The organism is Micromonospora sp. CV4 (genome assembly GCF_003667455.1).
In the GTDB taxonomy this organism is placed as follows: Bacteria; Actinomycetota; Actinomycetes; order Mycobacteriales; family Micromonosporaceae; genus Micromonospora.
Genome location: NZ_RCVI01000224.1, coordinates 1 through 11,052, shown reverse-complemented (window position 1 = coordinate 11,052; position 11,052 = coordinate 1). Strand labels below are relative to the sequence as shown.

The window sequence follows — 11,052 nt, the reverse complement described above, 5'->3', positions numbered from 1 at the left end:
CGACCGCACCGGCCGGCCGGGCCCAGCGCGGGCCAGGGCCGGGTCAGCCCGATCGGCGCGCCGCAGGCGTCGCAGCCGGTCCGGCTGGCGGTGCCCGACGGTACGCCGTAGCGCAGGGCGGCCCACCGCAGCAGCGGGCTGACCGTCAGGATCGCCAGCACGGTGGGGAGCCGGGCACTGCTCGCGGCTCGGTCGGCGGGTTCGGTCGTGCCACCCGAAGGCGGGGGTGTCGGGGTCCGATCGGGCGGGTTCTCCTGACCGGGGGCGGCCGCCGACGGGCCGGTCAGCGCCATGTCGACCCCGCTTCGGGCCGACCGCCGGCCGTGAAGGCGAACACGGATCGTGACTGAACGATCGCTTGGGTGTAGCGGATGGCGCAGAAAGCGACCTGCACAGCGGGCCGTCCGGCGGCTTCCCGGGCGGGACCCGGGCCGGCCGTCCCACCGATCGGCGCGGTTCGTCGGTCCGCCGCCGGCTCCGAGTGGATGCCGGGATGACGCCGCGTTGTCCCACTCTCGGGACCGGCGGAAGGGCCCCGACGAACCCACTCGGCCCGTCGAGCGCGTGCCGTCGCCGGCGTATCAGCCGGCCATTGCCCGGAGCGCGGCGCAGACACCCCTCACCACCACCTGTCATCACGGAGAGTGTTCAGTTGAATTGCCTCTGTTGCATCGGCGAGCGTCAGCCTATGCTCGCCCCTTGGGTGTGACGCAAGCCTCACTGCAACAACCGGACGACACAGGACCATCCATTTGTAGAAGATCCGTATCGGTGAATGCAGAAGCGCAATGAACGGCTCCGGATGTGCTGATCCGGGCGCGCTTCCGCATGCCCGGCGGCGGTGATCCGCCGCCGCACCGGGCGACCACGAGGAGGCTCGACGGTGCGCGGACGGCAGCTCAGGCGAGCAGCAATCTGCCTGGTAGCGGTCGTGGCGGCGGTGCCGGTCACCGCCTGCGGCAGCGGGCGGGAGGCCGTCGAACGGCCGGCGCCGGCCCGCAACGACGGACAACAGGCGGACTCGGACGTCGAACGGCGGGCCGCGGAAAAGGCGGCACTGCACGCGTACTCCGGTTATCTCGCGGCCTCGCGTACGGCGAGTCGACGCAGTGATCCGCATGCGCCGGAACTGTCCCGGTTCCTCGCCGATCCACTGCTCACTCGGGTGCGAGTGTCCATTCGCGAGGCAAAGGAGCACGGCGCGATGCGTACCGGGACGCTGAAGTCCGACCCGACCGTGACCTCGGTCAGCCTGGACTCGACCCCGGCCACCGTGGAGATCCAGGACTGCCTGGACGCGAGCGGCTACCGGCTGGTCTACGCCAAGGACAGACGGGTGGTCCCGGGCAGCGGGGGCAGCAGACATCTGGCCACGGCCACCGCCACCCGCTATCCCGACGGGCGCTGGCTGATCAACTCCAGCGCCGCGCACCGGGACCAGCCGTGCTGACCTGGGGAGGAAGAGGCGTCCCGGCCCGTACCGCCCGGGCCGGGACGCCCCGCCGGGCGCTCACCGGGCTCGGCCTCGCACTGCTGCTGGTGGTCGGCGCGACGCTGCCGGCCGCCGCCGCCCGGCGCGCCGACCCGGGGGTGGAGTGCCCGCTCGACCAGCCGGACTGCAGCGTCTGGGACGACGAACCCGGCACACCGGGCGATCCCGGCGGTGGCGGCGACAACGGCGGCGGCGGTGACTCCGGCGGCGGCGGAGGTGGCGGTGTCTGCCAGTGGGGCGGGCGGACCATCGCCTGCTACGACGACCTGCTCGGTTGGTTCAACAACGGCGACGGGTGCTACTACAAGCTGACCGAGGGAGAGGTCGAGCCGCCCGAGGGTCAGCAGTGGTATCTGCAGACCTGCAACGGCGGCGAGCTGGGTGCCCAGGTCACGGTGCTGAGGGACGAGCCGCCGCCCGGCTTCGGCGCGCCGCCCGATCCGGAGGAGCTGGCCCGCCGCGCCCTGGCGTCGATCAAGCTGCTGCCCGCGCGGCTCAAGGTGGCGCCCCGCAAGAGCGTCGGCCCCGGCCTGGTCGGCCTGCCCGTCTGGATGTGGGCGACACCGAGCACCAGCTACTTCGGCCCGCTGCGCGCCTCCGCCTCCGACCGTGGGTTGACCGTCTCCATCGAGGCGAAGGTCGACCGGATCGTCTGGGACATGGGCAACGGCGAGAAGGTCACCTGCACGGGCGCCGGCACCCCGTACGACCCGAACGGCCGGCGTGCCGGCCGCACATCCCCGGACTGCGGCTACGACAACGGCTATCCGGAGGCCGGCACCTACCGGGTCGGCGCCACCACGTACTGGACGGTGCGGTGGTGGACCGACGACGACGTCGAGGGCGAGCCGATTCCGCAGACCCGGACCAGCGGCACCGTGCCGATCCAGATCAACGAACTCCAGGTGGTGAACAGGTGAGTCTCGCGACGCGCAACGGGACCCCGGTGGACGCGCCGGTCAGCCCGCCCAAGGTCGTCCGGCAGCGCCGGGTCCGCCCGGGGCTGCTGGGTCTGGCCGTACTCCTGATCGCGCTGGGTGGGCTGGGCGCGGCATTCGCGGTCACCTCGGTCCGGGCCACCGGCAGCTACCTCGCGGTGGCCCGGCCGGTGGAGGTGGGCCGGGAGATCAGCGCCGCCGACCTGGTCGCCGTGCAGGTCGCCGGTGGCCAGGGGCTGCGCCCGGTGCCCGCCGGGCGGCTGGACGAGGTGGTCGGCAAGCGCGCCGCCGTGGCGCTGGTCCCGGGCGCCCTGCTCACGCTGGGGCAGGTCACCGACGATCCGCTGCTCGGCCCCGGCCAGCAGCAGATCGCGCTCGGCCTGAAGACCGCGCAGGTGCCGGCGCGTGAACTGCACCCTGGCGACAAGGTTCTGCTGGTCAGCACCCCGGACGACAACGCCACCGGCACGGCCGCCGTGGGCACCCGCTTCTCCGCCACCGTGATCGACATGGTCAGCCCGGCGAACGACGACAAGGTGCTCTACCTGGCGCTCCCCGTCCGGGACGTACCCGCGGTGGTGGCGCTGGCCGCGCAGGAGCGGGTCGCCGTCGTGCTGACCGAGGCGGCCTGAGCATGGCGATCATCGCGCTGGTGTCCGCGAAGGGTTCGCCCGGCGTGACCACCTCGGCGCTGGCCTGCGCGCTGGCGTGGCACCGACGGCTGGTGCTCGCGGAGTGCGACCCTGCCGGCGGGTCGATCCTCGCCGGCTACCTGGGCGGTCAGCTGGACGGGCCCCGCGGCCTCGGCGAGCTGGCCGTCGGCGAGCTGCGCGACGGCAACCTGGAGACCGCCTTCTGGTCCCAGCTGGTCGACCTCGACGCGCCCCGTCGGGAACGACTGCTGCTGCCCGGGCTGGTCGACCCGACGCAGGCCGGCAGCGTCACCCCGCTCTGGCAGCGCTTCGCCGACTACTTCAACGCGCTCGACCGCGGCACCCCCGGCTACGACGTGCTGGTCGACTGCGGCCGGCTGCACGTCAACGGCCCGCCGTGGCCGGTGCTGCGGGCCGCCTCGGTGGTGCTCCTGGTGACCCGGGCCGAGCTGCCGGACCTCTCCGGCACCCGGGCGGTCGTCACCGCGATCGAACGGGACTTCGCCGAACACCGGGTGCCGCCGGGCACCCTCCGGCTGCTGCTCGTCGGCGACGGGCACGGGCGGGCCGAGATCAGCCGAGCGCTGAAACTGCCGGTGATCGCCCGGCTGCCGCGCGACCCGCGTACCGCCAGGGTGCTCAGCCTGGGCGGAACGGTGCGGGCCGGACGGCCGCTGCTGCGCGCGGCGGCCGCGCTGGAGGTGCCGATCGGCGCGCTGCTGGAGCGACGGCGCGCCCGGCTGGCCTGGCCCGTGCAGCAGGGGGTGCCGGATGCGGTTTGAACCGGTCTCCGTCGACCCGCGGCAGCAGCCGCCGGGCGTCACCTCCACCACGCCGCCGCTGGCCGCGCCGAACGGCCGACACCATTCGGTGCCGATGCCGACGCCCCCGCCGGCACCCGCCGCCAGCCCGCCACCGGAGACGCCACCCCGCGCCCGCATGGACTTCCAGGTGGTCCGGGAGTTGCGCCGGGAACTGACCGAGCGGCTCACCCTCTGGCAGCGCGGCCGTGAGTTCACCGTCGACGAGGAGGACACCGAGCGGGCCCGGCTGGCCGTCACGGTGGTCGCCGAGTACGCGGACGCGGTCCGCCGGGCCGGCACACCGATGGCCGCCGGCACGGAACGCCTGCTGCTCGACCAGGTGACCGCCGAGCTGGTCGGCTTGGGCCGGCTGCAGACCCTGCTGGTCGACGACACCATCGAGGAGGTGCACATCCTCGGCTGCGACCAGGTACGCATCACCCGGCACGGCGGCGGGGTGGACTGGGCCGAGCCGATCGCCGACAGCGACGCCGAGTTGGTGGAGATCCTTCAGGCGGCGGCACGCCGCGCGGGCGCGACCGAACGGTCCCTGTCCACCGTGAAGCCCACCCTCGACCTGCAACTGCCCGACGGCAGCCGGTTGGCCGCGGTGTTCCTGGTCAGCCACCGCCCGTATGCGGTGATCCGCAAGCACAACACCCTGGACGTGAGCCTGGACGACGTGGCCGGCGCCCGGGGTGACCTGGACGAGATGATCGACCCACTGCTGCGCGACTTCCTCCGCGCGGCGATGCGCGCCGGGCTGAACATCATGGTCGCCGGGCTGGCCGGTGCCGGGAAGACCACGATCATCCGCGCGCTGATGAACGAGATCCCGCCCGACGAGCCGTACGTGCTGCTGGAGGAGAGCCGGGAGCTGCTGCCGGCCCGCCGGCGGGAGCGGCACCGGGCGGTGATGAGCTTCGAGGCCCGCGAGGGGCACGGCGAACGTGGCTTCGACGGCCGGCCCGCCGGCGAGGTGACGATCGCCGACCTGATCCCACTCTCACTGCGGATGGGCGTGCTGCGGATCATCGTGGGTGAGGTGCGGTCCCGGGAGATCGTGCCGATGCTCCAGGCGATGACCACCAGCCGGGGCTCGATGTGCACCATCCACGCCCGCACGTCCGCCGGTGTCGGCGAACGGATCGTCGAGCTGGCGCTGGCGCACGGCCGCGAGATGACCGTCGACCAGGCCCGCCGGATGGCCGGCAACGCCCTGGACCTGATCGTCTACGTCACCGTCGAGGACGAGACCGCGATCGGCGGGCGCAAGCACCGGTTCGTGTCGCACGTGGAGGAGGTGATCGGCGCTGGCGAAGCCGGCCGTATCACCACCACCACGGTCTTCGGGCCCGGCCCGGACGGCCGCGCGGTCCCCCGGCACCTGCCGGAACGGGTCCGCGACCAACTGCTGCGGGTGGGGTACGACGCCCGGCTGCTGACCCGGTGGATCGAGGCCGGCACCGGCGCCTGGCGTCGTCCCCGGCAGACCCGACTGGCCCGGCGGTGATCTGGTGCGGACCAACCTGGAACTGATCGCGGTGCTCTCCGGCGCCGCCTGTGTCGCGGGGCTGCTGCTGGCCGTGGTCGCGCTGATCGGCACCCGGCGGCCCGTCGGCCCCGGCCCGGGCTCCGGACCGGGCCTGAGCCGACTCTGGCGTGGCTCCGGCGCCACTCCTGGCGAACGGCGGGCCTACCAGGCGCTGCTGCTCACCGCGCTGGCCGCCGGCGCGCTGGCCTTCCTGCTGACCGGGCTGCCGGTGGTGGGTCTGCTGGTGGCGGTGGCGGTGCCCGGCACCCCGTGGCTGTTCGCGGTGGGCAAGGCCGAGCAGCGGGCGATCGCCCGGATCGAGGCGGTCGGCGAGTGGACCCGCCGACTCAAGGACGTCTCCGGCACCGGGCAGGGCCTCCAACAGTCGATCATCGGCACGATCGGCACCGTGCCACCTGGCGTCGAGGACGAGGTTCGCCTGCTCGCCGCCCGGTTGCAGGCCGGCTGGACGGCCCGCTCCGCGCTGCTGGCGTTCGCCGACGACATCGGCGACCCGGTCTGCGACCAGGTGGTGGCGGCGTTGATCCTGCACCTCACCGACCGGGGCGAGCGGCTGGGCGACGTACTCGGCTCGATCGCCGGCGCGGCGGCGGCGGAGGTCGCCACCCGCCGGGAGATCGAGGCCAAGCGCACCCAGCCCCGGTTCGCGGTCCGCTTCCTCACCGGCATGACCCTCGCGACCCTGGCGTACGGGCTGATCAACACCGAGTACATCGAGCCGTACGGCACGCCGGTGGGTCAACTGGTGATGGCCGCCCTCGGGGCCGCCTTCATCGGCCTGCTGGCCTGGGTGCGGTCGATGAGCCAGCCGCAGCGCCCGGCCCGGTTCCTTCCGGCGCCGGACCCGCAGGAGGTGATCGCGTGAGCGTGATCGTGAACTGGCACCTGGCCATCGCGGTGTGCGGTGGAGCGGCCGTGGGGCTGGGCCTGTTCCTGGTGGTCCGCGAGCTCGTGCCGGCGACCCCGGCGCTCGGGCCGGCACTGCGCCGGTTGCACCAGCCGCCCGGCACCGGCCGGGTCGCCGCTCCCGCCTCCCGACGACTGGATTGGCTGACCGGGCTGGCCCGTTGGCTGCGGCCGCCGCACCGGCAGCTCGCCCTGATCGGTCAGACCTCCGAGCAGTACGCGCTGTCGGTGCTGCTCTCCGCGCTGGTCGGGCTGGCCACGCCGACCCTGCTCGGGGTGGCGCTGTTCGTGCTGGGCATTTCGCTGCCGTTGGTCGTACCGGTGCTCGGCAGCCTCGGCCTGGCGCTGATCGGCGGCCTGCTGGCGCACCGGGCGGTGCTCACGAAGGCCGACGCCGCCCGGGACGAGTTCCGCCAGGCCGTCTGCACCTACCTGGATCTGGTGGCGTTGCAGCTCTCCGCCGCGCACGGGCCGGTGCAGTCGCTGGAGCGGGCGGCCGCGGTCTGCGACGGCTGGGTCTTCGACCGGATCCAGGAGTCGCTGCGGATCGCCCAGATGCAGATGCACGCGCCCTGGGACGAGCTGCGCGACCTCGCGGACAAGATCGGCATCCCGGAGCTGGGCGACGTCGGCGCGATCATGCGCTCCTCCGGCAGCGAGGGAGCGCAGGTGCACGAGACCCTGCGCAGCCGGGCCGACTCGCTACGCGACCAGATCCGCACCGACAACCTCGCCCGCGCCGAGGGGGTGACCAGCAAGCTCGACATTCCGGGCGCGCTGCTCGTTTTCGTGCTGCTCGGCTTCGTCGTCTACCCGTTCATCGCCCGTGTCTGATCCGACCCCGAGAAGGAGTACGCCATGTCCATCATCAGCTACCTGCACGTCGTGCTGACGACGCGCGTCGCCGAGCTGCGCCGCGACGGCGAGCGCGGCGACAGCCCGGTGCCGACCGCGGTGATCATCTTCGGTCTGGTCTTCGTGGCGACCATCGTCACCGGCCTGGCCCTGGGCAAGGCCAACGACTGGATGAACGCCATCCCGAACCACACGAACCCGAAGTAGCGGACATGCGCCGAGCCGCGTTCCCATGGTGGTGCCGGGCGGTCGCCGCTGCCCGGCGCCACCTCGCGGCCGGTGACCGGGAGCGGGGAGCCAACCCGGTGGAGCTGGCCGTGGTCATGCCGCTGATCCTGGTGCTGCTCTTCGCCTCGCTCCAGGTCGCGGCCGTCTTCCTGGCCCGATCCACGGCGTTGAACGCCGCGCAGAGCGGGGTCAACGCCCAGCGGCTGTACGACGCCCCGGACGGCGCCGGGGTCGCCAGCGCCACCCGCTTCCTGAAGGCCACCGGCGGCTGGCTGGTGGGCTGGGGGAAGACCGACCCGAGCTGCGTGACCACCGCGACCGAGGTGACCTGTACGGTGCGCGGCCGGTCCCTGTCGGTGGTGCCCGGCGTGGACTTCGCGGTGGAGCAGACCGCGCACGGGACAGTGGAACGGGTGACCACACCGTGAACCGCAGCGCCGAGCGGGGCTCGGTCTCCATCGAGGTGGCGGTGCTCGCGCCCGCGTTCATCGCGTTGATGGTGCTGGCAGGCGTGGCCGGGCGTAGCGCGGTCGCGGCGGAGGCGATCGACGCCGCCGCGCACGACGCGGCCCGCGCCGCCTCGATCTCCCGGGATGCCAGAAGCGCGCGGACCGCGGCGCGGGAGGCCGCCCGCAAACAGCTGGACTGGCACGGGCTGGCCTGCGCCAATGACCTCCACCCGACCTTCTCCGGCTCGGTGGCCGGCAAGGCCACCAGCTTCAACGCCGCCTTCCGCAGCCCGGTCGGTACGGACGCCACGGTGACGGTGGAGATCAGCTGCCTGGTGTCCTTCAAGGACATCTCCTTGAACGTCGTGCCCGGGATGCCGACTGACAACCGGATCACGGCGAGTTTCACCTCGCCCCTGGACCGCTACCGGAGCCGACGATGACCGCCATCGCCTCCCGGCGTCCACGCGCCGGTGACCATGGCCGGGTCAGCATCTTCCTGGCGGTGGCGATGACCGGCGTACTGGCCATCGTGGGCCTCTCCTTCGACGGCGCCGGGCAGCTGCGCACCCTGCAACGCGCCGACAACCTGGCCGCCGAGGCGGCCCGGGCCGGGGGTCAGGCCATCGACCGGGCCACCGCGATCGAGGGCGGGCCGACGCGGATCAACCGGCGGCAGGCCCGCGTCGCGGTCGCCAACTACCTGGCCGCCGCCGGCACCACCGGCCACACCGTGAGCTTCCCGCAGGTCGCCGGGGAGACCCTCGTCCGGGTACGCGTCACGATCACCTACCGCCGATCGATGCTCGGGCTGTTCGGCTTCGCCAGCACGGTCACCGTCACCGGCGAGGCGACCGCGCGGGCCATCACCAGAGCGCCAGCACCGCCGGAACCGTAGGAAGGAAGGCAGCCATGCCCGCATCGGGTCGGTCCGTCGTACGGCGGACCGGACGAATCCTCACCGGCCTCGGAGCGCTGGTCGTGCTCTGCACACTGCTGGCCGGCGCGCCGGTGGCACTGCTCGCCTTCGCCGGCAACCCTCTGCCCGACCACCTGCCCACCATCGCCGAGGTGGGCACCGCGCTGACCAGCCGGGACGACGGCCAGCTCTTCCTGCGGGCATTGGCACTGGCCGGCTGGTTCGGCTGGGCCACGTTCGCCTTCTCGGTCCTCGTCGAGTTGGGCGCGCAGAGCCTGCGCCGGCCGGCGCCGAAGCTGCCGGGGATGAGCCGCCAGCAGAAGGCCGCCGCCGCCCTGGTCGGTTCGGTCGCGCTGATCCTCGCCGCCAGCCCGGCCGCCGCCAGCGCCGCCGCGGTCTACGGCGGTTCGGCGTACGCCCACCCGGGCACACCGGCCGTCGCCACCCTGGCCGGCCCGGGCGCCGCCACCCTGGCTGGGCCGGCGTCCACGTCGGCGCTGGGTACGGCCCACGGGACCGCCGCGCCCCGCGTCGCGGGCGCCACGGTCAGCGACGCGTCGGCCCTGGCCACGCCTTCGCGCGCGGGCGCGAGTGACGAGGCGGCGCCGGTGTACCGGGTGGCGCGGGGCGACTACCTCGGCGATGTGGCCGAGCGTTACCTGGACGAGTTCGCCGACTACCGACGGCTGGCCGAGCTGAACCGGCTCGACGACCCGGACCGGATCCGCCCTGGCCAGTTGCTCCGACTGCCCACCGAGGCCACCGACCAGGGCGCCCGTTCGCATGCCACCGGCCGCCTGGTCGCCCGACCAGCGCCCAAGCCGCCGGCCCCCCGACCGGCACCCGAGCGGGCCGCGCCGGAACGTGTGGCACCGACACCACCCACCGGTACGGAGTCCACGGGTCAGCCGCCCGCGATGACGGTCGGCGCCGCCCGGGCCGGCGCGACCGACGGGGTCAACCGACCGCTGGCGGTCTCCGCCGTGCTGGCCGTGGCGAGCATCGTCGGCGCCCAGATCGGGGCGGTGCTCGGACTGCGCCGCCGCCCGGCCACCGCCGGCGCGTCCCCTCGGTCAGCCGCGTCCACCCGCACCCCCCGCGGCGGCGCGCGCGAAAGCATCGGCAGCGCAGCCCGGACCAGCAGCGGTACGACCCGGACCGGCGGTACGACCCGGACCAGCAGCGGTACGACCCGGGCGCCTGGCATCACCACCGGGCCGAGCGGCGGAGCAGCGACCGCTGCCCCCGGGCGGTCCGGCGACGAGGGCCGGAGGGGGAACGCCTCCTGGGGTGACGGTGAGGGATGGGGCGGCTACGACGAACACGGTGGCCCGCTGGCCGGCGGACACGGATTGGACTCCGTGCCGGACGGACCGGAGGTCGGTAGGCACCGGCGCAGCTGACCCGGCGCTCGCCCCTCCGGTGAGTCCGCACGAGGTCGCCGCCGTTTGGGCGGTCAAGCGGCCGACCTCGGACGCAGGTCCGTCGTTGGCGGTCACGCCGGGCTTCCTGCCCTGCTCGCTCCCGGTCGACAGGCCGCACTACCTTTCCAGCTCAACTTCCCGCCGGTCGACAACCGCAACCGGCTTCCAGCTCAACTCAGCGCCGGCCAGCAGGCCGCGCCACCCTTCCAGCTCAACTCCCCGCCCGTCGACAACCGCAACCGGCTTTCAGCTCAACTCAGCGCCGGCCAACAGGCCGCACCGCGCCTCCAGCTCAACTCAGCGCCGATCAACCGGGCCGCACTGGGCTTCCAGCTCAGCTCCTCGCCGGTCGACCGGGCCGCACTGAGCTTCCGACTCAGCTCACCGCCGATCGACAGCCGCGCCGGCTTCCCGCTCATTGCGGCGACCCCGGCGGCAGCACAGCAGCGGACTCGCCCCGGCTGGCGGCATGGGTCCGGAGAGCGCGATACCTCACAGGTATAAATATGACTCTGAGGTATCGCGCTTGGAAGTAGCACCGGCCCCCTGCGTCTCGGACACAGAGTCAAGCGGCGCGCGGCAGCCCGCGCAGGATCAGCGGCGCAAACGCCAGCCCGGCGCAAAATGAGCAGCGCGCACGCAACCCCGCTCAGGGGTGGAGCGGCGCTCAGCGGCCCGGCGCAGGAGCGGCGCGCTCAGCAGCCCAGCACCGGGTGAACGGCGCACGGCAGCCTGCCGCAGGATGAGCGGCGCTCAGCGGCTCGGCGCCGGATGAGCGGTGGCAACGCCGGCAGCCTGGCCCGAGCGCCGGACGCCGGGCAGCCGGCGGC

Annotated in this window: 11 protein-coding genes and 2 pseudogenes; 12 read left to right on the top strand and 1 reads right to left on the bottom strand. The window is 73.7% G+C overall.

What is annotated here, in order from left to right; all coding sequences use genetic code 11:
- Positions 1-293: pseudogene (locus EAD98_RS31510) on the bottom strand (hypothetical protein); the annotation flags it as partial.
- Positions 294-883: 590 nt separating this feature from the next.
- Between EAD98_RS31510 and EAD98_RS09595 the strand changes: the two are divergent.
- From EAD98_RS09595 to EAD98_RS09540, 12 genes and pseudogenes are all read left to right on the top strand, one after another.
- Positions 884-1,450 (top strand): hypothetical protein, encoded by a 567-nt coding sequence (locus tag EAD98_RS09595; protein ID WP_121653701.1) that lies wholly within the window; start codon positions 884-886, stop codon positions 1,448-1,450.
- On the top strand, positions 1,444-2,412 hold the full coding sequence (locus tag EAD98_RS09590; RefSeq protein WP_121653700.1) for a hypothetical protein: 969 nt from the start codon (positions 1,444-1,446) through the stop codon (positions 2,410-2,412). The genes EAD98_RS09595 and EAD98_RS09590 overlap by 7 nt, the downstream gene beginning before the upstream one ends.
- Complete coding sequence (locus EAD98_RS09585; RefSeq protein ID WP_121653699.1) at positions 2,409-3,062, top strand: SAF domain-containing protein; 654 nt, start codon at positions 2,409-2,411, stop codon at positions 3,060-3,062. The genes EAD98_RS09590 and EAD98_RS09585 overlap by 4 nt, the downstream gene beginning before the upstream one ends.
- Before the next feature lie 2 nt (positions 3,063-3,064).
- Positions 3,065-3,865, top strand: a complete 801-nt coding sequence (locus tag EAD98_RS09580; protein WP_121653698.1) for a ParA family protein — start codon at positions 3,065-3,067, stop codon at positions 3,863-3,865.
- Positions 3,855-5,399: a CpaF family protein gene (locus EAD98_RS09575; RefSeq protein ID WP_121653697.1), complete on the top strand. Its 1,545-nt coding sequence runs from the start codon at positions 3,855-3,857 to the stop codon at positions 5,397-5,399. The genes EAD98_RS09580 and EAD98_RS09575 overlap by 11 nt, the downstream gene beginning before the upstream one ends.
- Before the next feature lie 4 nt (positions 5,400-5,403).
- The gene (locus EAD98_RS09570; RefSeq protein ID WP_121653696.1) at positions 5,404-6,306 is read left to right on the top strand and encodes a type II secretion system F family protein; all 903 of its coding nucleotides are present in this window, start codon (positions 5,404-5,406) and stop codon (positions 6,304-6,306) included.
- Positions 6,307-6,311: 5 nt separating this feature from the next.
- Positions 6,312-7,181, top strand: coding sequence for a type II secretion system F family protein (locus EAD98_RS09565; protein WP_121653702.1), 870 nt, complete (start codon positions 6,312-6,314; stop codon positions 7,179-7,181).
- A 24-nt stretch (positions 7,182-7,205) separates the two neighbouring features.
- The gene (locus EAD98_RS09560; protein WP_121653695.1) at positions 7,206-7,409 is read left to right on the top strand and encodes a hypothetical protein; all 204 of its coding nucleotides are present in this window, start codon (positions 7,206-7,208) and stop codon (positions 7,407-7,409) included.
- A 5-nt stretch (positions 7,410-7,414) separates the two neighbouring features.
- The gene (locus EAD98_RS09555; protein WP_121653694.1) at positions 7,415-7,858 is read left to right on the top strand and encodes a TadE/TadG family type IV pilus assembly protein; all 444 of its coding nucleotides are present in this window, start codon (positions 7,415-7,417) and stop codon (positions 7,856-7,858) included.
- Complete coding sequence (locus EAD98_RS09550; protein ID WP_121653693.1) at positions 7,855-8,322, top strand: TadE/TadG family type IV pilus assembly protein; 468 nt, start codon at positions 7,855-7,857, stop codon at positions 8,320-8,322. The genes EAD98_RS09555 and EAD98_RS09550 overlap by 4 nt, the downstream gene beginning before the upstream one ends.
- Positions 8,319-8,777, top strand: a complete 459-nt coding sequence (locus EAD98_RS09545; protein ID WP_121653692.1) for a pilus assembly protein TadG-related protein — start codon at positions 8,319-8,321, stop codon at positions 8,775-8,777. Before EAD98_RS09550 ends, EAD98_RS09545 begins: the two co-directional genes overlap by 4 nt.
- Before the next feature lie 14 nt (positions 8,778-8,791).
- Positions 8,792-9,853 (top strand): annotated as a pseudogene (locus tag EAD98_RS09540) (LysM peptidoglycan-binding domain-containing protein); the annotation flags it as partial.
- Positions 9,854-11,052 lie beyond the last annotated feature (1,199 nt).

Bases quoted from the DNA above. Each gene is read 5' to 3' on its own strand.
- EAD98_RS09580 (WP_121653698.1), top strand. From the start codon at position 3,065: ATGGCGATCATCGCGCTGGTGTCCGCGAAGGGTTCGCCCGGCGTGACC.
- EAD98_RS09545 (WP_121653692.1), top strand. From the start codon at position 8,319: ATGACCGCCATCGCCTCCCGGCGTCCACGCGCCGGTGACCATGGCCGG.
- EAD98_RS09560 (WP_121653695.1), top strand. From the start codon at position 7,206: ATGTCCATCATCAGCTACCTGCACGTCGTGCTGACGACGCGCGTCGCC.
- EAD98_RS09575 (WP_121653697.1), top strand. From the start codon at position 3,855: ATGCGGTTTGAACCGGTCTCCGTCGACCCGCGGCAGCAGCCGCCGGGC.
- EAD98_RS09555 (WP_121653694.1), top strand. From the start codon at position 7,415: ATGCGCCGAGCCGCGTTCCCATGGTGGTGCCGGGCGGTCGCCGCTGCC.